At 61.3% G+C, this 25,265-nt stretch carries 19 protein-coding genes; 11 read left to right on the top strand and 8 right to left on the bottom strand.

From position 1 onward, the window contains the following. Window positions 1-64: 64 nt before the first annotated feature. From J2Z31_RS18410 to J2Z31_RS18390, 5 genes are all read left to right on the top strand, one after another. Entirely contained in the window at window positions 65-946 is an 882-nt protein-coding gene (locus tag J2Z31_RS18410; RefSeq protein ID WP_209603187.1) for a carbohydrate ABC transporter permease, read from the top strand. Beyond that, on the top strand, window positions 939-1,775 hold the full coding sequence (locus tag J2Z31_RS18405) for a carbohydrate ABC transporter permease (RefSeq protein WP_209603185.1): 837 nt from the start codon (window positions 939-941) through the stop codon (window positions 1,773-1,775). Before J2Z31_RS18410 ends, J2Z31_RS18405 begins: the two co-directional genes overlap by 8 nt. 13 nt (window positions 1,776-1,788) lie before the next feature. Next, on the top strand, window positions 1,789-2,931 hold the full coding sequence (locus J2Z31_RS18400; protein ID WP_209603183.1) for an ABC transporter ATP-binding protein: 1,143 nt from the start codon (window positions 1,789-1,791) through the stop codon (window positions 2,929-2,931). A gap of 182 nt (window positions 2,932-3,113) precedes the next feature. After that, entirely contained in the window at window positions 3,114-4,487 is a 1,374-nt protein-coding gene (locus tag J2Z31_RS18395; RefSeq protein WP_209603740.1) for a NosD domain-containing protein, read from the top strand. A 61-nt stretch (window positions 4,488-4,548) separates the two neighbouring features. Then, entirely contained in the window at window positions 4,549-6,276 is a 1,728-nt protein-coding gene (locus J2Z31_RS18390) for a GH32 C-terminal domain-containing protein (RefSeq protein WP_209603180.1), read from the top strand. Between the two features lie 403 nt (window positions 6,277-6,679). Here the strand turns inward: J2Z31_RS18390 and J2Z31_RS18385 are convergent, their stop codons facing one another. Both J2Z31_RS18385 and J2Z31_RS18380 read right to left on the bottom strand, forming a co-directional pair. Next, window positions 6,680-8,443, bottom strand: a complete 1,764-nt coding sequence (locus J2Z31_RS18385; protein WP_209603178.1) for an adenylate/guanylate cyclase domain-containing protein — start codon at window positions 8,441-8,443, stop codon at window positions 6,680-6,682. Window positions 8,444-8,625: 182 nt separating this feature from the next. Continuing rightward, complete coding sequence (locus tag J2Z31_RS18380; protein ID WP_209603176.1) at window positions 8,626-8,928, bottom strand: hypothetical protein; 303 nt, start codon at window positions 8,926-8,928, stop codon at window positions 8,626-8,628. Window positions 8,929-9,083: 155 nt separating this feature from the next. Between J2Z31_RS18380 and J2Z31_RS18375 the strand changes: the two genes are divergently transcribed. Continuing rightward, a complete protein-coding gene (locus J2Z31_RS18375) occupies window positions 9,084-10,703 on the top strand; it encodes a phospholipase D-like domain-containing protein (protein ID WP_209603738.1) in 1,620 nt (539 codons plus the stop codon). On the opposite strand, the gene J2Z31_RS18370 is transcribed toward J2Z31_RS18375, so the two are convergent. Further along, window positions 10,601-11,539 (bottom strand): putative bifunctional lysylphosphatidylglycerol flippase/synthetase, encoded by a 939-nt coding sequence (locus tag J2Z31_RS18370; RefSeq protein ID WP_209603173.1) that lies wholly within the window; start codon window positions 11,537-11,539, stop codon window positions 10,601-10,603. The genes J2Z31_RS18375 and J2Z31_RS18370 overlap by 103 nt on opposite strands. A 93-nt stretch (window positions 11,540-11,632) precedes the next feature. On the opposite strand from J2Z31_RS18370, the gene J2Z31_RS18365 reads away from it, so the two are divergent. Next, window positions 11,633-12,424 carry an endonuclease/exonuclease/phosphatase family protein gene (locus J2Z31_RS18365; protein WP_209603171.1) on the top strand — a complete coding sequence of 264 codons (792 nt, stop codon included), beginning with the start codon at window positions 11,633-11,635 and terminating at the stop codon, window positions 12,422-12,424. 104 nt (window positions 12,425-12,528) lie between these two features. On the opposite strand, the gene J2Z31_RS18360 is transcribed toward J2Z31_RS18365, so the two are convergent. Then, complete coding sequence (locus J2Z31_RS18360) at window positions 12,529-14,709, bottom strand: amylo-alpha-1,6-glucosidase (RefSeq protein WP_209603169.1); 2,181 nt, start codon at window positions 14,707-14,709, stop codon at window positions 12,529-12,531. A gap of 296 nt (window positions 14,710-15,005) precedes the next feature. Here J2Z31_RS18360 and J2Z31_RS18355 point away from each other — a divergent pair, with 296 nt between their 5' ends. Further along, window positions 15,006-15,578: a hypothetical protein gene (locus J2Z31_RS18355; RefSeq protein WP_209603167.1), complete on the top strand. Its 573-nt coding sequence runs from the start codon at window positions 15,006-15,008 to the stop codon at window positions 15,576-15,578. Between the two features lie 23 nt (window positions 15,579-15,601). Here the strand turns inward: J2Z31_RS18355 and J2Z31_RS18350 are convergent, their stop codons facing one another. Further along, on the bottom strand, window positions 15,602-15,964 hold the full coding sequence (locus J2Z31_RS18350; RefSeq protein ID WP_234939519.1) for a hypothetical protein: 363 nt from the start codon (window positions 15,962-15,964) through the stop codon (window positions 15,602-15,604). Window positions 15,965-16,206: 242 nt separating this feature from the next. Here J2Z31_RS18350 and J2Z31_RS18345 point away from each other — a divergent pair, with 242 nt between their 5' ends. Continuing rightward, window positions 16,207-16,395 (top strand): hypothetical protein, encoded by a 189-nt coding sequence (locus J2Z31_RS18345; protein WP_209603164.1) that lies wholly within the window; start codon window positions 16,207-16,209, stop codon window positions 16,393-16,395. Between the two features lie 121 nt (window positions 16,396-16,516). Beyond that, complete coding sequence (locus J2Z31_RS18340; RefSeq protein ID WP_234939531.1) at window positions 16,517-16,708, top strand: hypothetical protein; 192 nt, start codon at window positions 16,517-16,519, stop codon at window positions 16,706-16,708. Window positions 16,709-16,813: 105 nt separating this feature from the next. Here the strand turns inward: J2Z31_RS18340 and J2Z31_RS18335 are convergent, their stop codons facing one another. Together J2Z31_RS18335 and hutF are read right to left on the bottom strand one after the other, a co-directional pair. Continuing rightward, a complete protein-coding gene (locus tag J2Z31_RS18335) occupies window positions 16,814-17,407 on the bottom strand; it encodes a HutD/Ves family protein (RefSeq protein WP_209603160.1) in 594 nt (197 codons plus the stop codon). A 118-nt stretch (window positions 17,408-17,525) separates the two neighbouring features. Beyond that, on the bottom strand, window positions 17,526-18,902 hold the full coding sequence (gene hutF / locus J2Z31_RS18330; RefSeq protein ID WP_209603158.1) for a formimidoylglutamate deiminase: 1,377 nt from the start codon (window positions 18,900-18,902) through the stop codon (window positions 17,526-17,528). Between the two features lie 243 nt (window positions 18,903-19,145). On the opposite strand from hutF, the gene J2Z31_RS18325 reads away from it, so the two are divergent. Further along, the gene (locus J2Z31_RS18325; protein ID WP_209603155.1) at window positions 19,146-22,076 is read left to right on the top strand and encodes an aminotransferase; all 2,931 of its coding nucleotides are present in this window, start codon (window positions 19,146-19,148) and stop codon (window positions 22,074-22,076) included. 130 nt (window positions 22,077-22,206) lie between these two features. Here the strand turns inward: J2Z31_RS18325 and J2Z31_RS18320 are convergent, their stop codons facing one another. Continuing rightward, window positions 22,207-25,254, bottom strand: coding sequence for an aminotransferase class III-fold pyridoxal phosphate-dependent enzyme (locus J2Z31_RS18320; RefSeq protein WP_209603153.1), 3,048 nt, complete (start codon window positions 25,252-25,254; stop codon window positions 22,207-22,209). Window positions 25,255-25,265 lie beyond the last annotated feature (11 nt).

Genomic DNA, 25,265 nt, shown 5'->3' with positions numbered 1-25,265 from the left:
TCTATGTCCGCATCGCCGGCGGAGGAGAAAATCCTCCGCCCATCGTCAGCTTTCGGAGACAGCCATGTCGGGTGAAGACCGATTTGTGCTCTGCATGCTTGCGCCGGCGCTCGCCATCCTAGGGTTGCTGGTCGCATACCCGGTGGGGCTCCTGGTGTTTGATTCCTTTTTCAAGGTCGACACCATCACCCCTCACATAAGGGAGTGGGTCGGCCTCAAGAACTATATCGACGCGCTAACCTCCAAGCGCGTCGCCGAAAGCGCATTGAGAACGATTCAATATTCGGTGTTTGCGCTCTTCTTCGAGTTTGCCTTCGGCTTCTGCGCCGCTCTCTTGTTTTCGGCACTTCCTGGCCGATCGCGCTGGCATCGCACGATCTTCACGCTGCCGCTGATGGTGCCGCCGATCGTCGCCGGCCTGCTGTGGCGCTTCCTGCTGGTCGGCAACATTGGCATTCTCAATTATGGGCTCGTCCATCTGGGTATTATCAGAGACGCCGATGCGATCGCCTGGCTGTCCGACGAGGACATCGTGATCTATTCCGTTTCCTTCGCCGATATCTGGCTGACGACCTCCTTTGTCGCGCTCGTGTCCTACGCAGGATTGACCAACATTCCGAAAGACTTGCTCGAAGCTGCCCGGATTGATGGCGCGAATGCGTTCAAGCGGTTTTGGCACGTCACCTTGCCGCTGATGCGTCCGGTTATCGCCGTCATTGTCATCGTCCGCGCTGTCGATGCGGCCAAGACCTTCGACCTCATCTGGATACAGACGCAAGGCGGCCCCAATCACGCATCGGAAGTGTTCTCGATGAACATCTATCAGCGCATGGTTCGGTTTGGCGATCTTGGCGAGGCATCAGCATCCGGGACCCTGTTCCTGATCGTAATGATGGTTCTCGCCGCCGCGGCATATTGGAAGATATGGAGGCCGGCTCATGCGTAGGGCACGCCGCTTCAATATCAATGGCATGCTGGTCAACGCGGCAGCCCTCGTGCTCGTTCTGTCCTATGCGCTGCCATATGTCTACCTGCTCATGACCTCGATCAAGCCGGCGGCGGATGTCCAGCAGATTCCGCCAAGCTTCCTCCCTGCAGTGGTCTCGCTCGAAAACTTTCGCGAAGTGCTGCAATCGTCGGCTCTGCCGAAGGCATTCGCAAGCTCGCTCACGGTGGCGGTGCTGACAACCGTGCTGTCCCTAGCGGTGGCGGTCCCCGCAGCCTACGTCGCAACGCAGTACCGGCGTAGGATCACCACCCTGTTCCTGCTGTTTGCGCTGGTCACGCGCATGGTGCCGTCGGTGTCTCTCGGTGTGCCACTGTTCCAGCTACTAAAGGCTCTGGGACTTCTCGATACGATTCCGGGCCTGGTTCTCGCCCACACTTCGGCTGCCGTCCCGCTGGCGTTGTTGCTCATGTCCGCCTTCTTCGAAGGCGTGCCGAAGGAACTCGAAGAAGCAGCACGCATGGATGGCTGCACACGTTTCCAGGCATTCCGGAAGATTATCCTTCCGGTCATGACTGGTGGGATCGCAGTGACTGCGCTCTTCACCTTCATTACGAGTTGGAACGAGTTCCTCTACGCGTTGCTGCTGACTTCGGAGGCTACGAAAACGGCACCGATCGTCATCGCCGAATACAACTCAGTCTACGGGCTTGCCTGGGGAGCGATGACCGCAGCCGCGGTGCTCTATTCGCTTCCCGTGATCTTCGTAACGCTCGCACTTCAAAAACAGATCGTCGGCGGCCTGACATTCGGCGCTGTAAAGGGATGAGGGAGGCAGAAGCATGTCCGCCATAGAGTTGCACACTATCAACAAGGTCTACGGAAACAGCTTTCACGCTCTGCACGATCTGAGCTTCGACATCAGGGATGGCGAGTTCATGGTTTTCGTCGGCCCGTCAGGATGTGGAAAGTCGACGGCGCTCAGGATGATCGCCGGCCTGGAGAGCATTACTAGCGGTGAACTCAGGATCGGTGGCAGGTTAGTCAACGATGTCGATCCGAAGGATCGCGATATCGCCATGGTGTTCCAGTCCTACGCGCTCTATCCCCACAAGTCAGTGCGGGAAAATATCGCCTTTCCCCTGCATATGGCCGGGCTGCCGAAGGCCGAAATTGCGAGCCGCGTAGACGAAGTCGCACGCACCCTTGAATTGACGACTTTGCTCGACCGTCGGCCGGCACTCCTTTCAGGAGGCCAGCGACAGCGTGTCGCCATGGGACGAGCGATCGTCCGCAAACCAGCGGCCTTCCTGATGGATGAACCGTTGTCGAACCTCGATGCCAAGCTGCGCGTGCAGATGCGCGCCGAGATCGCTAGCCTCCAAAGAAAACTGAATGTCACTACGGTTTACGTGACACACGACCAGGTCGAGGCGATGACGATGGGTGACCGCGTAGCTGTCATGAAAGGCGGCGTGCTGCAGCAAGTCGACACACCGCAAAACCTGTACAAACGCCCTGACAATGTCTTTGTCGCCGCCTTTATCGGATCCCCCTCGATGAACTTGTACGAGGCCGTTCTGAATGGAAGGACTCTGACCCTGGGCAGCAACAATTTCGAAGTCCCGGAGCGAGTCTTCGAATATCGCCCCTCTCTCAACGGTGCGTCTCACCGTCAGGTGATTGTCGGTATACGGCCCGAGCACATGAACGACGCAGCAATCCGCCCCTCTTCGGCCGAAATCTCGGCCCCAGTCACTCTTGTTGAGGCGCTAGGTTCTGAATCCATGGTGCATCTGAATATCGGTGCACCTTGGGTGGATGCTGGCGACCCGGACGCCGTCGCCGATATTGGCGACGAAAGAGCTGCTGTAGCCCGTTTTTCTCCGAAGAGCACAGTACGAGCAGGTGACATTGCGCGAGTCGCTGTCGATGCCGAAGAACTTCACTTCTTTGAACCGGTCACCCGCACCAGCATCTGGTGATGGTATAGCCGGGAGAAAGCAAGAGTGACTAGCCCTCTGTCGCACCCATCGCCTGTGCTCCTTCGGATCTCCAGCCAGGAACTCAGACGGAGAGCTGGTTGAACGGGTTACACAGTCAAGCCAATCAAGAACATCAGTATACTGCCTCTCTGGAGTAAGAAATGTCAGAAAAGACATTAACAATGCTTAGCGAAAACTGTTACGACGTGACAAAGTATCCGGTAGGTAATCCCTATGAGGACATTGGAGCGGTCATCAATAGCATCATTGCGGATATTAAGGGCAGGCAAACTGTTTCCGATCTAAGTGATAGCGGGAAACCTGGCGCAGTCATCTATGTACCGCCGGGCGATTACCGTCTTGCCACACAAGTCGTTATAGACGTGAGCTATCTAAAAATTGTGGGCTCTGGACACGGTTTTACGTCTTCGAGCATCCGTTTCAACACACCCGCAAACGAGCTGGCACGCTGGCACGAAGTGTGGCCGGGCGGAAGTCGCATGCTTGTGGACCTTTCTCCAGAGGCCGCCGACGGTGAGGCTGCTGGAGCCGCTTTTTATGTTAAGCGCACTGGAAATCCTCGTATTAGCTCTGTGGAGTTTGCTGATTTTTGCATCGATGGCCTGCACTTCACTGGTGATGGTTCGGGGCAAAATGATGCAGAAAACACATACAAGAATGGCAAAACGGGAATCTATGTAGGTAGCGCCAATGACTCATTCCGAATAACGGGAATGGGTCTCATCTATCTGGAGCATGGAGTTATTGTTCATGATGCAGATGCGCTGGCGATAGATAACAATTTCATTGCAGAGTGCGGAAACTGTATCGAATTGAAAGGTATGGGGCAGGCCTCAAGAATAGCAAATAATTTTGTCGGAGCCGGATATAGAGGACATTCCATTTATGCTGAATATTATGGGGGCATTCTAGTATCCTCAAACAACGTATTCCCTAGAGGTGCCAGCAGTGTCTATTTTTCCGGCGTGGTGCGCTCCTCCGTCACAGGAAACAGATTCCATTCGTTTTATCCCGGAATGTTGGTTTTTGCTGCCAACTGTTGCGAAAATTTGGTTTCCTCAAATCACTTTTTGCGAGATCGCGAGCCATGGGCACCGATGCAGAAGTACGATAATGGCTTGGATGATCTGTTCGGTCTTTTGCAAATTGACGGCAGCAACAATTCGATAATTGCGAACCACATTTCAGAAACGATAGATACTCAATATATCAAACCTCTCGCCGTAAAGCCTGTGATAATTAATGTGGTTTCCGGTAGCGGTAATTACATCGCTAATAACCACGTCGTGGCGACAACAGAAATATCGCAAATCAATCATGCACCAAACAGCGCCTGTTTTTCTACACAAGTCGGCGCATTGCTTTCAACTAACAATTTGAACGCGCTAGAAGTAACTACTGTACTCGTGCAAAGGGGGTCTGCACGAAATATAGTCCTGGATTCAGGAAATGACGAACAGGTTGTAATGGACAAAACACTGAACGCATTTAGAGGTACTCCAGTTCCTGGGAAAAGTGGCGAAGTTTCAATATAGACTGAACGCATACTCCCGAAAGTCAGTGACTATTCGAAAAAATTATCAATGAGACCATCGAATGAAGAACAGGGTGCAATTGGATGCTGAGCACGGCGTGCGGTTGGAGATCTGGGCTCGGCAGAAGCCTGGAAAATCCGCTCCGGAAGAACACGCCAATGCCTTCGTACTGCGCGTCGGCGATTGGGTCGTTTACCGGATCGCGCGGCTGCCACCCTATTTTCAATTCTATTCCTATACTCATTATGCCGCCGGTCCGTTCACGGTAGAATGGGACGATGGCGCCATTGACATTCCACTGCTTTACAGCTTCAACCCGGATGATGTTGCTGAGAAAGGGGTGACTTTCCTGGAGTTGCGCGATGGCCGCGTCATCGCTCGACCGAGGACATCCTGGCCGGAGTGGTACGAGAGCGATGCAAATCGCCCGCAGCTCAGATTCTCGCCGTTTCAGGCCTGGATGAACGATCCGAACGGGCTGTGTTTCGTCGACGGCCGCTATCACCTCTTTTACCAGTTCCACCCCGTTGAATCCGAATGGGGACCCATGCACTGGGGCCATGCCGTCAGCGATGATCTCTACAGTTGGATCCATCTGCCGGTCTTCCTGCATCCGGAACAGAATCTTTGGTCGCTAGGCGCCACCGGCGGCGCCTTCTCGGGAAGTGCCTTCGTTGGCCCCGAGGGCAAGCTCAGCTTCTACTACACAGAACGGCTTCCGGCCTATGACCTGTTCAAGGACTACAAGGAGGTGCAGAAGCGAGTGCTGCCATCGGCCGATCTCCTGCGTCCGGATGCCAATAAGTTGGTGCTTGTCAACGGTCCCGACGGTAGCGCCCACGACAGCCGTGACCCCAAGGTGTGGTATGATGCGGCCCGCGGCACATATCGGATGGTCCTCGGCGCGGCGATCGATGGTGATCCGGCCGTCCTGCTCTATGGGTCCGAGGACGGAAAGGACTGGAAATTCTTGTCCGTCCTCTATCGCGCTCCCGAGCATTTTCGCCGGCACGGCGCACGCTGCGTGGAGTGCCCGGATTTTTTCCAGCTCGATGGTCATCATGTGCTGGTGATGGGCTTTGTAGGATACACTGAGCCGGAAACCGGCCGTCATAACCTGCTTTACGCTCAGGTCGGCACCTTCGAGAGCGACCGCTTCATGCCCGCGACTCCCGCTTTGCAGGAGTTGGATTTCGGCACGGATTTTTACGCGATGCAGAGCTTCCTGGCAAAGGACCGCCAGATCGCTTTTGCCTGGCTCTTCAACTGGGAATTCCGCAAGCCGGGAGGTTCGCCCTATAGCGGGGAGCTGTCGCTCCCGCGCGTGCTCGGCCTCGACACCCAACTCAATTTGACAATGATGCCGGAGAAGGGCTGTCAGCGCCTGCGCGCCCGCACTCTTCCACAGGCTGCACCTTTTCAATTCGCGTGCGAACCGGGGCGCCCCGTCGAGTTGTCTTTGGCAGGCGATCTGGATGGCGTTCAGATCATCGCGCGGGGCAGCGACGGGGAGAGCTTTAGATTGGCTCACAGCGCCCAGCGGCTTGAGCTGGCCGTGGCGGAGGATAATGGTGACATCAAGTACCGCTCAGCGCCGCTGACGCTCGAACGGTTGACGTTGTTCTTCGACCGCGGCGTCGTCGAGGTTTTCGCCAATGGGGGCGCGGTCTGCGGCACGCGCCGTACCTATAAGATCACGGACCTGACCTCGCTTGAAGTGAAGTGCGCCGACAGGGGCCGGATCGAAACGTATGAGGCATGGAGCCATGATTCCGCTTGGCGTAACTAGCATAGGCGGCGGCTGCTGAACCATATTCTATCGGCACGGCAGATGGTCCGATTCCCAAGGCGAAGGGCTGCCTGGCTCAAGGCTGTTCGCCTCGAATCCCGCAATGGCCGGCTTACTCCTCGATAAATCGCGGCGACCTGACGCACCGACAATGAAAGTCGCTGTCTCCGGAAGGAAGCTCATTTCCATAGGGAACGAAGAAGAAGTTCTCTGGTTGCTTGGCAGCATGCAGGGGTATTTCCAATTCGTGTCTCGTGGGCTTTGCCAGCGGCGTCACGCGCACGTTAGAAACAGTACATGGATATGCTTATGGAGTTGATTTGCAGCCAAAATGGGTTTGGCAGGTACAATCCGCTTGCATATTCGAATTTATGCTGCATCCACAAAGTGTCTTCGGTTGTATTCAGACGGAGACCCCGGCCTCGCGGAGTCCGTCCACCAGACGATCGAACAGATTGGAATTCCGGTAGGGTAAAGCCCGCTTGAGGTGATCAATGGAAAAGTTCGGGTTGACGTCAAGCATTTCACGCCAATATCGCCGCGCTTCTTCGTGGCGCCCGATACGACCATACAGGCAGGCAAGATAAAAACGCGTCATGTCCGATCGCGGCGCAAGCGCCAGCCGACGCTTGAAGGCGATCTCGGCCTCGTCAAAACGCCCGAGGCTCAATAGAGACCTCCCAAGGAAATGCAGCGACAGGTCGAATTGCGGGTCAAGCCGGTGAGCCCGCGTGTACAGTGCCAGGGCGTCCTCGTGCCGACCTTGGAAATCCCTTATGCTGCCAAGTGCTGTATAGGCGCTTGCCGAATTGGGGTCGAGCTCGATCGCCCGCTCTGCGGCGTCCTCCGCCTCGTCGAGACGCCGCATCCAGGAAAGGGCAAGCGAGAGTGCGTGATGGCCCAGCGGCTCGGTCTCGTCCGTATCAATTGCCTTTTGGGCCAGCTCGAGCGCCTGTTTGAGATTTTCAGGGGTTGCGCCGTTCCACCGATTGATAAAGTCCGACAAGGCAACGATCGAAAGTGAAGCATAGGCAGCTGCCATCGCCGGATCGATATCGATGGCGCGTTCCAGCATGCCGCGTGCGTCCTTGGACGATTGGGAGTTGAACTGCAGGATGGCCTGACGGGCGCGGACGAGCAGGTCATAGGCTTGCGGATCGACCTTGCCGCGGCCCTCGCGCCGCTGCTCTTCGCCGGCCGTCAGCTTCACTCTGAGCGCGTTGACGATAGTGCGGGTCACTTCGTCCTGAACCGCGAAGATATCCTCAAGTCCGCGATCGTAGCGCTCGGCCCATAGATGGCCGCCGGTCGTACCGTCGATCATCTGAGCATTGATGCGGATGCGGTCGGCGGCCCTGCGCACGCTGCCTTCCAGGACATAGCGGACGCCGAGTTCCCGGCTCACCTTGCGGATGTCCGGCGTCTTGCCCTTGTAGGCGAAAGAGGAATTCCGGGCGATCACGAAGAGGCCGGAAACCTTCGAAAGATCCGTGATGATGTCCTCGGTGATGCCATCCGCGAAATAGCCCTGCTCCGGGTCGCCGGACATGTTGTCAAACGGTAGAACGGCTATCGATGGCTTCTTTGGAAGCTGCGGCGGGGCTTCGACAGCAGCTTTGATGGGATCGTTGGTCAGGTCGGTCGGCGACCAGGTCCAGATGTGCACCGGACGTTCGATGTTCTTGACCTCGTGATATCCGCTGTCGACGAATTCGAGGCCGGTGCGACCATGCACATATTCATGAATTCCATCCGAAAGGGCCACGCCGCCAGGTTCGGCAAGCGCCTCGATTCGCGTAGCCACATTGACCCCGTCGCCATACAGATCGCTGTCGTCGACCATGATGTCGCCGAGGTTGACACCGACGCGGAGCACGATGGCCCGATCTTCCGGCATGTCTCTGTTCGCGGCCGCCATGGCGTGCTGAAGTGCTGCGGCGCATTCGACCGCGTTGACGGCGCTGCTGAACTCGACAAGCACACCGTCGCCAGTCCTCTTGAAAATGCGGCCCTGATGGTTTGCGACGAGCGGCTCCAGCACCTCTTTCCAGCGCGCCATGAGCAGCGTGTGGGTGTTTTTCTCGTCCCGCTCCATGAGGCGGCTGTAACCGACCACGTCGGCGGCCAAAATGGCAGCAAGCCGACGTCTGATGGATTCGTTGGCCATGCAATGGCGCCTTCCTAGCACCCATTGGGCAACTTTACTGCCGTCCTTCTTCCATGTCTATTCGGCGGGCCAAGCTGGGCTTGGTCGACATCCAACGTTCATTGCCGCGCGCGCAAGCAACCGTTGTATGGCGCATTGATGGCCTCAAACGCCGCAGAAGCAGACTTTGCGTGGCGCAGAGCTCAGCCGTGGTGCAAAAGTCCCCGCGCCAACTCTTCCCATTCCTCATCAAGCGTCAAGATCGACGGTGCGGCGCCGCAGCGGCGATACCAATATTCTGCGTTCGATTGATCACCTTCCTTGCGATGGAGGTAGGCATGTACACGCATGCCCGCCGCATCGTCGTCTTCCTGGGCGCGCTCGTGCGCCTTGTGCCAATCGCCCTTCGCATCCCACCATAGCGCTTGCAGCGCAGAGCTTAAACCGGCAGGCGGCTGTGGTTTCGCAAGCGAATCTCTGAAGGTCTGCAAATCCAAGCTCACCACCCTCGTAAATCCAAGGTTCCGATAATAATACCCGCGCCTGGAGCCGAGCGGTAGCGTGCATCGGGCGATATTCGGAATGACAGCGTACCTGTACATTTTCCGCCCTCCGCTTCCGAGGCTCCCGCTGCGGGCCGCGGGAACAAAACTTGGCCGAAATGGATTCCTTCGCAGTTGCAACCCATGGGAAACGAAGCTTGGTGTGGAAGAGCACACTTGCCGGAGGCGCGCGAAAGGGACGGCGCTCCGCCGTTCGGCCGATCATCAGAGAGGCGGAGAATGTCTGGCGCCGCGCGCTCGCCGAGCGGGTGTCGCTCCTTGTCGACGGGGCCGCCTTTTATGCTTGCCTGGAGCGTGCGATCGAGCAGGCGGAAGAACAGATATGGATCACCGGATGGGATTTCGACCCGCGCATCAGACTGCGGCCAGGGGTCCCGGACGCGGAGGCGCTCGGAACCATGCTGGAGCGCCTGGCCGCGCGAAAGCCGAACTTAAGGATCCGAATTCTCGTCTGGGCGATGGGACCGATCTACTCGGGAAAGTCCTTGCGGCTCTTTCGCAAACAGAAATGGTCGATGCATCCTCGGATCGAACTGCGCTTTGCGAACCACCGCGCCCTTCGCGGCTGCCATCACCAGAAGCTCGTCTCGATCGACGACCGTGTCGCCTTTGTCGGCGGCATCGATCTGACAGCGCGGCGCTGGGACACGCCGGATCATTCGCCGGAGAACGATCTGCGCCGCGATCCGGACGGAAAACCCTATGACCCGGTGCACGACATCGAGGTCGTCTTCGACGGCGAAGCGAGCCGCGCCATCGGAGATCTTTGCCGCTCCCGCTGGAAGTCGTCGATCGGCGAAGACGTCCTGCCCCCGAACTCGTCGAGCGTCGCATGGCCGGAGGGCATCGAGCCCGTCCTCACCAACTGCCGGCTTGCCATCGCGCGCACCGAGCCAGGCTTCGGCGAAAGGCGAGGACGCCAGGAGGCGCTGCGGCTGACCCTCGACGCGCTGCGCAGCGCCCGCCGCCACATCTACATCGAGAACCAGTACTTCGCCTCAGGCAGGATCGGCAAGCTGCTCGCTGAGAGATTGCAGGAGCCGGACGGCCCTGAAATCGTGGTGATCACCACGCGAAATTCGCACGGGCTCCTGGAAAAACTGGTGATGGGGGGCAATCGCGATCGCCTTATCCGACGGCTGAAACGGGCCGACCGTCATGGCAGGCTGCGGGTCGCCTATCCGGTGGTTCCCGCAATCGACGGATCCGAGCAGGAGGTGATCATTCATTCGAAGGTGGTCGCGATCGACGAGCGCTTCCTGCGCGTCGGCTCGTCAAACTTCAACAACCGCTCGGAGGGGCTCGACACCGAATGCGACGTTGCCGTGGAGGCTGCGGACGAAGAGCAGCGCGCGGCAATCGAGGGCATTCGCAATTGCCTATTGGCCGAACATCTCGACGCGGACCCGTCCGAGGTCCGAAGGATGCTGCGCGACACAGGCTCGCTCGTCGCCGTCATCGATGGGCTAAACGGCCATTCGCGTGGCTTGCGGCCCTTCAACGGGATCAAGGACAAGGGGGCGACGGCGCTAGTCTGGGGGACGGGCATCGTGGACCCGAACCGACCGCTACGGCCCCTGTCCGGCGTGCGCACCCTCGCCAGACGCTGGACGGGTCAGCTCTTCGCCTTGGTGGCGAGGCTTTTCGCTTCGTCGAAGCGGACGAATTCGGCAATCGAGAGCGACATCAATCCAAGCGGGAGTGGCAGGAAGAAATAGATCGCCCGGAACGCGATGAGCGCGCCGATGTTTGCGGCCTGGCCGAGCAGAAACGCGATCGTTGCTTCAAGGACGCCGATTCCGCCCGGCACGTGGCTGACAAGGGCAGCAACACTGGCGCCGACATAGGCGGTCGCGGTCTCCAGGTAGGCCGGGTTTCCGAATGCCTGCACGAGTTGGTGCAAGCAGGCGCTGACGCAAAGGTAATTGCTCGTACCGACGATCACCTGACCGGCCGCAATCGGAAGCGACGGCATTTCGAACGACCACCGCCAGATCCGAAGCGACCCACGCAGCACGCCCGCGAGCATGACGTAGCCGGTCGAGCCAGCAAGACAGGCGACGCCCAGAAGGAGGGCACCCGGTTCGGAAAGGCCGATGATTGCCGCGGCGCTCTCCGGCATGATCAGACAGCAAAGACCGGCGAGGGTGGCAAGGCCCAGGCCGACGGTGACGCCGCAGAAGAGAATGATCTTTGCGACCTCTTCACCGCTGAACCCCCAACGCGAGTAGAAGCGGTAGCGGACGGCGCCGCTGCTCAAGGCGGCAACGCCGACATTGTGGCCGATGGCGAGGCTGGTGAAGGAGGTGACAGCCACTCGGGGATAGGCGAGCTTTCGACCGACATAGCGCACCGCAAGCGTATCGAACAGCGTGAGGCATAAATAGGAGAGGAAGACGTAGCCCACTCCCGCCGCGAGGTGCCCGAGCGGAATCTGCATGACCGAGCGGGCGATCTCGTCCGGGGAGTATCGGTTGAGCGTGCGATAGATCAGCCACGCGGCGATGCCGATGGCGGCGACAATGAATAGTCTTGCAAATATCTTGGTGGGCATCTGCCGCGCTCCCATGTCCGTCATCGGAACGAAAAGCGGGTCCGACGTGTTCCCGATTGGAAGACCACAGCCCGGAGTGATTAAACAGGGATCATGCCTCGACGGCTGCGTTTCCTCACCTACAACGTCCATAGTTGTTTCGGCACCGACCGGAAGCTCGACCCTGGGCGTGTCGCGGCCGTCATCGGCGAATGCCAGCCCGACATCATTGCCCTGCAGGAGGTGGATGTCGGCCGCGCCCGCAGCGCCGGCATGGACCAGGCACAGATGATCGCCGCGCATCTGCGAATGGAGGCGGAGTTTCATCCGGCGCTCCACCTCAAAGAAGAGAAATACGGCGATGCGGTGCTGACGGCATTGCCGATGCGTCTGGTCAAGGCGGACGCGCTGCCGTCGTGCGGAGAGCCTCGAGGTGCTCTCTGGGTGGAAATAGACTTTGCAGGGGTCAAGCTCCAGGTCATCGACACGCATCTCGGATTGCGCGGTTCCGAGCGTATCCGACAGGCGACGGCGCTGTTGGGTCCCGGCTGGCTCGGGGCTATCAGGCAACCGGATTCGCGCGTGATCCTGGCGGGCGACCTGAACGCGATTGCACGCTCGACGACGTACAAGCTCCTGGCCGGGCAACTCAAGGACGTGACGAGCCTCTGCAATTTGAAGCCGCGGCCGACCTTTCCGTCGCGCCTACCGCTCTTGCGGCTGGACCACATCTTTGTCGGTGACGGGATCGGCGCCAGCGCCTGCCGGGTGCACAGCAGCGCGCTTGCGCGCGTGGCTTCGGATCATCTGCCGGTGCTCGCCGAACTTGAGGTCCAACCCAATGCCAGGCCGACCGAGAAAGGTCTTCAGCCCGCCTATGGAGAAAGCTTCCCACCGCTGCCGTGATTGCCCGACAGCGCCGCGCGTCCCATCAGACGCGCAAGGCTCGCTGTAGCGCCTTGATCTGCTGCATGTCATTGTCCTTTCAAGAAGACATGCAGGGAGGGCTGTCAGAGGATCGTGATGACCCGCACATTGCCTTTTCGCTCGATGACGTCGACGACCACCCGCGTGCCGGAGCGGTGTACCGCGACATGCACCGAGCCTATGCCGACCTTGAGTTGCTTTATCTCGAGCCTCTCTATGAACTCCGGCAGCACGGGAGTATCGAAGGTGATCTGCATGGATTTCGTGTTGAACTCCAGCCCAAGGCAGGACTGCACGAGCGAGAGGGGTGCTGCGGCCGCCCATGCCTGGGGGATGCAGGCCACCGGATAGAAGGTCGGCCCTTGCGCCCGCTGGCGAGGAAAGCCGCAAAAGAGCTCAGGCAGACGGCGCAGTTCGATATAGGTCGAGGCGGCGAACAGGCCCTCGAAGATCCGTGCGGCCGCGTGGCGAAAGCCGTAGCGCGCCAGACCGAGGGCGATCAGCGCATTGTCGTGCGGCCACACGGAGCCGTTGTGGTAACTCATCGGATTGTAGCGGCTTTCAGTGACGGGGATGGTCCTTATTCCCCAGCCTGAGAAGGAGGCGCCGGACATCAGCGTTTTTGCGACTGTTTCCACGCGGTCGGTCAAGGCGAGGCCGGTGAGAAGGGCATGGCCGGCATTGGAGGAGCGGACCCGACACGGCCGTTTGTCGCCGTCGAGCGCAAGCACGTAGGTGCCCAGCTCCTCATCGAAGAAGACCGAGTCGAACTGGCGTCTCAACTCCTCGGAGCGCCTGAGGAAACCGACGGCGCGGTCTTCCTGCCCGAGGTCCCGAAGCATTCTTGCCGCCGCCTCCCATGCACCGTAGACATAGGCCTGTACCTCGGCGATCGCGATCGGACCGCGGGCGAGCGATCCGTCCGAATGGAAGACGGAGTCGTGGCTGTCTTTCCAGCCCTGGTTGAGGAGGCCGTCCTCGGTGCGGCGGCCGTATTCGACAAAGCCGTCGCCGTCGCGGTCGCCATGATCGTCGATCCACGTCAGCGCCGCCTCGATGTTCGGCCAGATTTGGCGAATCGTCCCGATGTCACCGGTGCGCTGCAGGTATTGGCCGGCGAGCATCACGAAAAGCGGCGTCGAATCCACGCTGCCGTAGTAGCGCCGGAACGGCACTTCCCTGAGCTCGGCCATTTCGCCGAAGCGCACCTCATGGAGGATCTTGCCCGGCTCGGCGTCCGACAGCGGGTCGAAACCCGTCGCCTGGTTCGCAGCCAGATGCGCCAGCACGCCCCGGGCGATCTCCGGATCGAGCCATAGCGTCTCCATGGCGGTGATGATCGCGTCGCGACCGAAGGCCGTGCTGAACCAGGGGATGCCCGCATAGGGATAGGGCCCTTCCGGAGTTTCGGTGATGAGCATGTAGAGGTCGGACATGCTGCGTTGTGCGACCTCGTTGAAGACCTCGTTCGAACTCAAGATGCAGGCGGCCCGGCCGGAAGAGGCGCGCAAGGCGCGGCGGGCATCCCTCAGCGCGAAGAAATAGGAGCGATGGCCGATCGGGATCGCCGGTTCCCGTTGGCAGTTGACCTCCAGAAACAGGGTTCGGCTTTCGCCGGGGTCGAGTTCGAGTTGGTATGTGGCAGCTGCCGCCGTGAGGGTCGAAGGCGGCGGGTCGAAGCCTAAACGGGTGGTTCGTTCGAGGCCGTCGAGGCCAGTATAGGACAGGCGAACCTCGTGACGGGTGGTGGTTGGCGGATGCATTTGTCCGCGACGCTTTCGCTGCTTCCCACGGACTTCGAAAAGGTCGGCGAAATCGGCCGCAAAGTCGATGCGGATCTCGATCAATTGCGTCTCTTCGTGGAAGTTTCGCACCAGCAGCCGTTCGTAGCAGGTGCCGTTCCAAACGAAGCGTGATCGCCGCAAGTGGATCGAGTCGTGCCGCAACCGCCGTTCGCCGTTCTTATCGACGAAGTCGGGGTTCGTCAGGTCGCAGGTCAGCGTGGCATTGTCGTCCCTGAGGGTCGAGGACAGAAGCAGCGGCCGGGCGGAATTGATCGTCAGGCAAAGATGGGAGAGGTGACGGGTATCGCGATGGAAGAGCCCCTCGGGGCTGCCCGGTCCGGAATAGGCATCGCCGTTCTGGTCGAAAACGGCAAAGGTGTCCCCGTGCTTCAGAGTGTTCGGCCGCCGCTCCTGGAGGGAATTGGTTGCCGGGACGGAGTAGGGCTCGGTGACGGGAGAGTCGGCAGTTGCGGAAGCCATGGGCGCATTCCTTCGGAACGACGGATCGAACCTCGAAACGTCAGTAAGGTAACAGAGTGACTGGCAGAAATCGAATCGCGAAAGATTAACTCTGCGTTCTCGCGGTGAGTTCCAGCGGTATTCGATTCCGACTGCTGGATCGGGATGCACTCACATAGGTTCGCGCCGCCCGCGGAGCCGCAATGGAGGCTCGCAAGCCCACCTAACCCTTTCTCGCGAGTGGCTCCCCACTCCTCGGTGCTGTATCATGCGCCGTGCTCCTCGCGGGAGGCGAGAGAGCGAGGGAGGACCGAGCCATGCCTATGTCTTCGGTACTGCGCTTGCTACAGACAATTTGTCTCGCGGCGGGCGCTTCTTTCACACCTCAACTAGTGACGGCCACTGACGCGCTTCCGCCGGAGCTCGAAAAGCTGAAGGTGGCGCTCGAAAAGTACAAAGACCCGGTGGTCGCCGTGCGCGACGGCTATTTCTCGACGCTCGGATGCGTCAAGTATGCTTCGGGAACCATGGGGGTGCATTTCCTGAACCCCGCTTTGATCGGTCCAGAGCCCGATCCGATGAAGCCGACCTTGCTGCTTTACGAGCCGGTCGGCGACAAGCTCGAACTCGTTGCCGTAGAATGGCTGATCCCGCTTGCGACCGGCGTCAAGCCGAAGCCGGAGCTCTTCGGACATCCCTTCGATGGGCCGATGGAGGGGCATGAGCCGCTACTGCCGGCCGCGCTCCATCATTACGACCTGCATGCGTGGATCTTCAAGCCGAACCCAATGGGGGTCTTCCATCCGGTGAACCCGAACGTCAAGTGTCCCGACGGGCCTTATACATTCCTGGAAGAGCCGCCGAAAACGGTGCCGCATCCGAGCGAATGACGCACATCCGCGCCAACGGCGCGTCAGCCGCGCCCCTTTTGCACTTCGGTGCCGTCGGGGGCCCGGCGAGGCGCCGCGGTGAAACTGGGGAATTGATACCGGTCGAGGAGCGAGAGGCCTTTGACATCCCGGCGAGACGATTTTCGTTCCTGTTTTGACTGGATATCCTCGGCGAGGTCGTCGAGGTATTCGAGGGCTTGCACAGTTGCCTCTGCGGTGGCCGCGCTGCCATCGGCTTCGGCGGGGCGCTGCAATTCGTCTCTCGTCTTTTCCAAGACCTCTTCGATGAAGCGCCTCGGATCATTGCTGTTGGCGGCAGCCCACCTCAGCAGGCGGCACATCAGGATCTCGTTGACCCGCATCGCCGCAACGGTTTGGCCGAGCATGAGCGTCAGTTTTTCAAGTTTTTCGGGCGTAACCTTCCGGGACATCGAACAATTCCGTTCTTTGCTTTTTCTACTTCGTCGCGCTTGGCCAGTTGGCCCCGACGATGGCTTTCCCCGACCCGAAGAGAACGGCTCGGCGGGAGGAAATGTTCCGCGGAGCGGGGGTCGGCGATCGTTCACCTATGACTTGGAACAAAACCGATTTCGGCGGCGTTGATTTTGAGGAGCGTGGGAGGCGCAGGATGGAACACCCGGACACTCGGAAGCTCGACAGGACCCAGGCGAAGCATGTCTGGGACGTGGCAGAGTATTGCCGCCGAACCGGCATTCACAGGGCCGAGGAAAAGCGGCTGATCAAGGTGCTCGGTAGATATGCGACGAGTCACGAGCTCCAGATGAATATTGTGCGGCCACAAACGCGCACGCGTTAGGGCGTCTTGCAGTCTGGTGGATTCACCCGACGTTGCACAAAACAGATGGCGCCGTGCTGGAGGAAACGCCGTGGGGACGGTCCTGATCGGTGCATTTCTTTTCATCTTCGGCATTCTCGCGATGGTGTGGGAAGCCTTGGCCCGGCGACGCCTCAGTCGCCCGCCGAAGCAGGAGAACGATCGACAGACGCTCGAGCCGCGGCACCAAGGGCTGCGTTTCCTCGCCCCGACGCGGAACTGGCTCGGTGTGGGGCTGACGACGGTCGGCGGCGTGCTCCTTCTGTTCGGTGCGCTCCGCTATGCATTCGTCTAAATATCCCGCAGCCAGCAGGTTCGGTCAAACTCAACGTGATCGATCGTGAGGTGTTGGCAGGGATGCGGGGCGGCAACTTTTCCTCATCCCGCGCCGCTAAGCGGGTCAGGGAACACTGATCTCGATCAGAAAAACGTCTGAGGAAATCTCGGCTGAGAGCGTCAGGGCTGCCGGGTGCTGGAGCACCGCCGTATCCAGCGCATGCAAGGTGGCGGAAACCCCCGCAGTTGCCAGCGCCACACTGCCGCGGTGGCAGAAGAGCACGATCTCGCGGGCACTGGTGGTAATCGGCAGCGCGCCCTCGACATGCAGCCTTCGCACCCTGTGCTTCAGCGCATGTCGTCTCGTCATGACATTGAGATCGGTGACCGGGCCGTCGTTGAGCCTGGCCGATGTCGGCACGTCGGCGGGAAAGGAAAGCGGCGGATCGGCCGTCGTCAACAACTTCGGCGGCCGGCCCTCGATGAAGAGCGTCAGACCGGCGCCATCGAGGATGGAGAGGGTTCGGTCAATTCCGGAAAAACTGGAAAAGGCGCCATCGCTTGCAACCGTGGCCATGCTGATGCGCCAATCGAAGTCGGAGAGCGTTCCGCGCTCCGGGGAAACGGCGATCTCCACCGTCTCACCGCCACCGTTCTTCCACGGCATATGCTTGTAATCACTCGCGCGCAGGATTCGCATCATTGTCAGCCGAGCCATCCCATCGCTTGCCCGATCCAAACGATCGGAGCAGTAACCAGTATGCTCAAAGCAGCGCGGATATGCCAGATCATGAGCAGTGCACCGGCAAGGTCAACGAGACGAGCTGCCGCCGCGGCTATCTAAGCTTTTTCAGGACCCGCTGGAAAACGCGGTCGATCTCCTCCTCACGGGCATGGTGTCCATTGCGGATCGTCCATTTGCCGGCGACCATGACGTCGCGGACCGCCTCCCCGCCGACGGCAAAGAGCCAGCGGTCGAGAATCCGGTCGCCGCTCGCGGCGGCAATAAAAGGATTGGCGCCGTCGAGCACGAGAAGATCTGCGCGGGCGCCAGGTGAGATGCCGGGCCTGCCGAGACCGGCCGCTTGGGCGCCACCAGCAAGGGCGGTGTCGAAGACGGTCCTGCCGACGGAAGCGCCGGGGCCGGCTGCAAGCCGGTTGCGCCGGCGGTCGCGCAGCCGTTGGCCATATTCGAGGAGCCGCAACTCTTCCGCGACGCTGGTCGCGACATGGCTATCGGTACCGATGCCGAAGCGCCCGCCGTGGGCCAGGTAATCCGTTGCCGGGAAGATGCCGTCACCGAGATTGGCTTCGGTTGCCGGGCAGAGACCGGCGACCGCACCCGATTTCGCCAGCCGTTCGGTCTCATCCGCCGTCATATGCGTTGCGTGAATGGCGCACCAGCGGCCGTCCACCGGCATTTCCTGCAGCAACCATTCCACCGGACGCCTGCCGCTCCAGGCGAGGCAATCTTCGACTTCGCGCGTTTGCTCGGCGACATGGATGTGAACTGGACCGGAGCGCGGTAGGCCGGCGATGATCGTCCGCATCTCCTCGGGGGTAGCGGCGCGCAGCGAATGGATCGCATAGCCGAGTGCGGCGCCCGTTTCGGCGGAGGGGCGAACGAGGCGGTCGACGAGGGCAAGGAAGCTTTCCGGATCATGCACGAACGGGCGCTGTCCCGGATTGGGCGCTGCACCGCCGAAATTGGCATGAGCATAGAAGACCGGAAGGTGCGTGATCCCGATGCCGGTCGTTTCGGCGGCGTTCAGAATGCGCAGCGACATTTCCGCCGGATCGGAATAGGGCGTTCCGTCCGCGTGGTGGTGGAGATAGTGGAACTCGACCACCCGGCCGAATCCACCCTTCAGCATTTCGACGTAGAGCTTGGCGGCGATCGCCTCGACATCGTCGGGATCCACCAGTCCGACGGTACGGTACATTTCCTCGCGCCAGGTCCAGAAACTGTCGTCGCCCGCCCCCGCAACCTCGGCGAGCCCGGCCATTGCCCGCTGGAAAGCATGGGAATGCAGATTCGCCATTGCCGGAAGAAGGGGGCCGGCCAAGCGCTCGACACCGGTCGCCAACGGCTGATCAGCTTCGATGCCGGCGATGCGGCCGTCATCGCCTATCGCAATGACCACATCTTCCGCCCAGCCCGTCGGCAGGAGCGCCTGTTCGGCAAAGAGCCGTTGTGCGGGAGAGCTTGCCATGCGCCGTTCTCCTGTGCGTGGTTGTATATGGAACTATAGGTATTTTGGAGTGGCGCGCAAGGGCAAAATCGGGGAAAACATTCGCTACGTCTGTCCGGCTGCCGCCGCGGCAGGCGGAATGGAGCAGTGGATGACGGTGTCGGGGCGCAAGAACGTGTTGACTGAGAGCGGGAGAGAACCCCCCGCGGGTTCCCGCCCGCCCCCGGCAGTCAACTTTAGAGCCAGAGAATGGATGGAACTGGAATGACGCAAGAGGAATCGCTGAAGCGCCGCACCGAGCTTGCAAGGCCCGAGATTTCGGCCGACGAGGCGCAGGCGCTGATCTCCGAGCACTACGGGCTCACGGGCGAAGTCGAGGAGCTGGGCAGCCAGCAGGACCGCAATTATCGCGTCGACACGAACGAGGGCCGCTTTGTCCTGAAAATCGCAAGGGCTGAATATGCGCGGCAAGAGCTCGAAGCGCAGAATGCGGCGCTTGCCCATGTGGGCGGGAAGGCGGACGCGCCAAGGGTGCCGCGCGTCGTGCCCTCGGCTGCCGGCGAGGAGATCGTTGCAATCACCGTCCGCGGCGAGGCCTATCAGATCCGGCTCTTGACCTATCTTGATGGCACCCCGCTCACGCGTCGCAAGCATTTGGCCGCCGAGAGCGTGGCGGTGCTTGGCGAAGTCGCCGGGCGGCTGGCCGTTGCGCTTCAGGACTTCGACCATCCGGGTCTCGAACGGGAGTTGCAGTGGGATCTGAGAAGGGCTGGACCGGTCGCACTGCACCTGCTTTCGGCCATGGCCGACGAGGCGTTCCGCAAACGTATCGCCGAGGCGATGGTCGGCGCGATGCGGCGGCTGCAACCGCTGACGTCGGAACTGCGCCTGCAGGCAATCCACCAGGACGTCACAGATGACAATGTTGTCGGCCGCGCGGACAAGAGCGGCCGGCTTATTCCCGAGGGCGTCATAGATTTCGGCGACGTGCTCAAGGGATGGGTCGTCGCTGAGCTTGCCGCTACCTGCGCATCGCTGTTGCACCACGCCGATGGCGACCCCTTCTACATTCTGCCAGCGGTGAAAGCCTTCCATGCCGTCTGCCCGCTGACGGACGCGGAAGTGAGGGCGCTCTGGCCGCTGATCGTCGCGCGCGCCGGCGTCCTGGTCGCGAGCTCCGCCCAGCAGCTCGGTATCGACCCGGACAATGCCTATGTCCAGGGCAATGCCGCGCATGAGCGCGAAATCTTCGAGGTTGCCGTTTCGGTACCCCTCGAACTGATGGAGCATGCGATCCGCCACGCCGTCGGCATGGAGCTGGAAGAGGCGGCGGTAAGGGTGGAGCTTCGTTTGGTGCCGGATATCGATCCCGATCATGTCGGTGTCGTCGACCTGTCTCTGCTCGGACCGCACCTTCCCGCCGACCGCTGGCACTATGAGGATACGGAAGCGCTGCTTCTGCAATCGGCGGCAAGGGCGGCCGGCGCTGCTGCCACACGCTACGGCGAATTCCGGTTGACGGAGACGCGACTGCTCAAGGCGAGGGCGCCGCGGACCTTGGCGCTCCATGTGGACCTCTGTCTCAAGGGGCAGACCGAGATTCACGCCCCCTTTGGCGGGCGCCTGGTGCAGCGCCAAGGCCGGCTGATACTATCGGGCGAGCGATTGCATCTGCACCTGCTCGGGGTCGAACCTGCGGAAACGGAAAGCGAAACGGTCGGGGTCGGAGCGCAGATCGCCAAGGTTCCCGGCGACCCGCCGACGCTAGGCTTCATGCGGGTTCAGCTCTGCACCGTGGCGGACCTCGATCCGCCGGCGTTTGCGGTGCCGCACCAGGCGGAGGCCTGGCGCCGCCTTTGCCCGTCGCCCGCTGCGCTTTTGGGATTCGACTGCGACGCGCCACCGACCGACGCGGCCGGGCTCCTGGAGCGGCGCCTGCACCATTTCGCGCGTCCACAGAAGAACTATTACCGCAACCCGCCGCAAATCGAGCGGGGCTGGAAGGAGCACCTCTTCGACGTCGAGGGACGCGCCTATCTCGACATGGTCAACAACGTCACCGTGATCGGTCACGGGCATCCGCGCCTCTCGGCCGCCGTCGGGCGGCAATGGTCGCTGCTCAACACCAATTCCCGATTCCACTATGCGTCGGTCGCGGAATTCTCGGAGCGGCTCGCGGCTCTGGCGCCGGAGGGGCTCGATACGGTGTTCCTCGTCAACAGCGGCTCGGAGGCGAACGACCTCGCGATCCGGCTCGCCTGGGCGTCGTCAGGCGCGCGCAACATGGTTTCGCTGCTCGAGGCCTATCACGGCTGGACGGCTGCGAGCGACGCCGTCTCGACTTCGATCGCCGACAATCCGCAGGCACTGACGACTCGGCCTGACTGGGTGCATCCGGTCGTTGCACCGAACACCTATCGCGGGCCTTTCCGCGGCGCGGGATCGACCAGCGACTATGTCGCGACGGTTTCGGCGACACTTAGTGAACTCGATCGGCAGGAGCGTAGCCTTGCCGGCTTCATCTCCGAAACCGTCTACGGCAATGCCGGCGGCATTCCATTGCCGCCCGGTTATCTCGAAGCCGTCTATGCGATGGTCCGGGCACGGGGCGGGGTCTGCATCGCCGACGAGGTCCAGGTCGGCTACGGCAGGCTCGGGCATTACTTCTGGGGTTTCGAGGAGCAGGGCGTCGTTCCGGATATCATCACCGTCGCCAAGGGCATGGGTAACGGCCACCCGCTCGGTGCCGTCATCACCCGCCGCGAGATCGCCGACGCGCTGGAGAAGGAGGGCTATTTCTTCTCCTCCTCCGGCGGCAGCCCTGTGAGCTGCGTCGCCGGGCTGACCGTGCTCGATATCCTTCACGACGAAGAATTGCAGGAAAATGCCCGCACCGTTGGCGATCACCTGAAAAAGCGGCTTGAGGCGCTTGGACAACAATATGCTCTGGTTGGCGCCGTGCATGGCATGGGGCTGTATCTCGGCGTCGAATTCGTCCGCGACCGGGAGACGCTGGAGCCCGCGACCGAGGAGACGGCAGGCATCTGCAACCGCCTGCTAGACCTCGGCGTGATCATGCAGCCGACCGGCGACCACCTGAACGTCCTCAAGATCAAGCCACCACTGTGCCTCAGGCGCGAGAGCGCCGACTTTTTCGTGGACATGCTGGCGAAGGTGCTGGAAGAGGGGTGGTAGGCAAAAAGCCTCGCGACGGGCTACGGTATGTCTCCTTGAATCGACTCGGTTCAAGGGCAAAGACGTGCAGCAATCCAAAATGCTACAGCGACCTTTGCGTGCCTGAAAGACACGCGACGCTGTAGTTTCCTCATGCGGCACCGGACAGAACTGCCTCGAAGGTTTCGTCGAGCACGGCAACCAGATGGTCGGCGTCGCGCCTCGAAAAGATCATTGGCGGCCGCATCTTGAGGACATTGTCGTGCGGCCCCTCGGTGCCCATCAGCACGCCGCGCCGGCGCGCGCCATTGGAAACCGCGCGGGCGATTTCGGTCGCAGGCGCCTTGGTCCTCCGGTCGGCAACGAGCTCGATGCCGAGGAAAAGGCCTTGACCGCGAACGTCGCCGATCACATCGTAACGCTCCTGCATCGCTCGAAAGGCGGCGACGAGATAGTTGCCGATATCCAGCGCGTTGCGTCGCAGGTCATCGCGCTCGATCACGTCAAGCACGGCGAGCCCCACCGCGCAGGAGACCGGATTTCCGCCGAAGGTATTGAAATACTCCATGCCGTTGTTGAAGGATCGGGCGATCTCACGCGTCGTGACCACGGCAGCGAGTGGATGGCCATCGCCGATCGGCTTGCCCATGGTGACGATATCAGGCACCACGCCCTGTGTCTCGAAGGCCCACCAGTGACTGCCGACGCGGCCGAAGCCGACCTGCACCTCGTCGGCGATGGAGACGCCGCCCGCCTCGCGCACCATCCGGTAGACCTCCTTGAGATAACCCTCCGGCAGGAAGACCTGGCCCGCGACGCTGGGGATGGATTCGGCAAGGAAAAAGCCGGGCCCTTCGCCCCTTGCTTTCATCGCCGCGATCAATTCGGCGACGTTTTCGGCGAAGCGCCGCCCATGTTCCGCGATTGGCCAATCCGACGGCGCATGGTAGCTGTCCGGTATTCTTGCCACATGCACATGCGGCTTCTGGCCGCCCTTGCGGCGGAACTTGTAGGCGCTGAGATCGATCAGCTCCTGCGTCGTGCCGTGATAGGCCCAGTCGAGCACGATGGCGTTGTCGCGCGCCGTGTGGGTGCGCGCGAGGCGGAGCGCCAGGCTGTTGGCCTCCGAGCCGCTGTTGACGAAGGCGGCGACCGTCAAATCCTTCGGCATCGTCGCGGTCAGCCGCTCCGCATAGGCGATTATATTGTCGTGCAGGTATCGGGTATTGGTGTTGAGCCTCGCCGCCTGGCCCGCCATTGCCTCGACGACCGCCGGATGGGCGTGGCCGATGTGGCAGACATTGTTGAAGCAGTCGAGATAGGCGCGGCCGCGGTCGTCGATCAGCCAGACGCCTTCGCCGCGCACGAACTTGATCGGTTTTTCGTAAGAGATCGTGAGGTTCGGCAACAGCAATTCGCGGCGCAGCCGGACGATCTCCTCATGCGTACGGCCGGCCCGGGTGAAGAACTCCGGCGCAACGCCGGCGAAAGTCGCGGCATTCGGGAAAAGCTCGGCCCAGACATCCAGATAGCGCTCCTCGCCGACGCCAAGGATTTCGGTGGCGGGAAGGCGCGTGTCGGTGGAAATCTGCAAGTGGAGATGCGGCGCCCAGCCGCCATTTTCCTCCGGCGCGCCCATTTCGCCGACGAGCCCGCCGGCCTGCAGCCTGTCGCCGGGCTTCAGACGGCTGGCTGCTTCGTGGGCAAGGTGGCCCCAGAGCGTCACGAAAGGCGGGCAACCCTCGGGCTCGTGCCGAAGCGCGACGAGGCAGCCGTAGCCGAGCGGCTCTCTTTCGACCTCGGCGCTGACGACGGTGGCGGCAAGCGGCGTATGGAGGCTGGTGCCGGCCGGCATGAAAAGGTCGAGGCCGAGATGGCGCGTGCGGCGGGTATCGGCGATCAGGCGGGAGGCGAACATGTCGCCGGAATAGACGGTGCGGGCCTCGCCCCAGGGGCCAATACCGAGCGCCACACCGGCCGCACGGCAATGCGCTTCCCAGATCGCCTGCGCTTCATGCGGGCGTTCGCCCGCGGAAGCGACGGTCATCGGATGAGCAGGCTCGGCATAGGGAATGAGGTCGGCCGGATAGGTCGCAAGCGGCCGCTCCAAGATCGGCCACAGTTGCTTGCCGTGCCGTTCGATCCAGGCGCTGACGGCGCGCGCGCCGGCGACCGCCTCGAAGCCGCAGGCATGGCGCAGGATAGCGGTCGCAAAGCGCGGGTTCACGGCATCGAGCTTGCGCAGTAGCGCCCAGGCCGGTTTCTCACTGACGGCGAGATAGGGATTGCCGTCGACCTCCGCGCGGCGCGAGGCCGACATCGTCACCGACGTGACCAGCCGCATGGCGATAAGGTCGAAGAGCTGTTCGATCTCCTCCTCGAGAAGCGGATACTCCGCGTGGAAGCCGCGGGCGATGGCGGCGGCCGCGCCAATCGGATCGGCATGGTCGAGTCCGGCATAGGCGGCGGCGATCGCCACCTCGGCAATTACCGGCGTGTAGAGCGCGTCACCGAAATCGATGATGCCGGCAATGCGGTCGTGATCGCCTTCATCGACCAGCACGTTCCAGTCATTGGCGTCGTTATGCATGACACCTGCACGGAGCATCGGGAGTCGCGGCGCAACTTGCTCCTCAAAACGCGAAATGAAGCGCTCGAGAAGCGCCCGGTCGTCTGCATCGGCTATGTGATGCAACCGGTCGGCGGAACGGCCGCTATGACGGATGTCCCAATCGAGATCGCGCAGCGCGCCGGGATGCATGAAGCCCTTGAGTGCGGCATCGAAGCGGCCGAGGATCTGGCCAAGGGACTGAAGCGCCGCGTCGCTGTGCCGGGACTGGGCGAGCGGCAGGCCCGGCAGCCAGCTCACGAGCCGCAGCCGATGGGCGAGGCCGCGGGAGCCCGTCGCCTCCGCAAGGCTTGCGCCCGAGACCGTGGGGCGGAGATGCGGGACTGGAATGTCGCCGGCGCACTCGCCGAGGTGCCTGAGCAGCGCCGTCTGGAAATCGCTCTCGATCTCCGGCTCGGCCGCATTGACGATCTTCAGGATGTAGGTCGCGCCGTCGGCGGTCACCTTGAAATTCTGGTCGCGCTCGCTGTCGAGCGGCGCCAGCGTTCCTTTCAGGCCGAAATGCTGCACAAGGAGCGCGCTTGCCTCTTCGACTGAAAAGTCCGGCTTCGTCTTCAGCATGTCGTTCATGATGCCCTCAC

The sequence above is a fragment of the Sinorhizobium kostiense genome (genome assembly GCF_017874595.1).
In the GTDB taxonomy this organism is placed as follows: Bacteria; Pseudomonadota; Alphaproteobacteria; order Rhizobiales; family Rhizobiaceae; genus Sinorhizobium; species Sinorhizobium kostiense.
The sequence above is the reverse complement of the archived record's forward strand: the minus strand, read 5'-3'. Positions and strand labels throughout refer to the sequence as shown.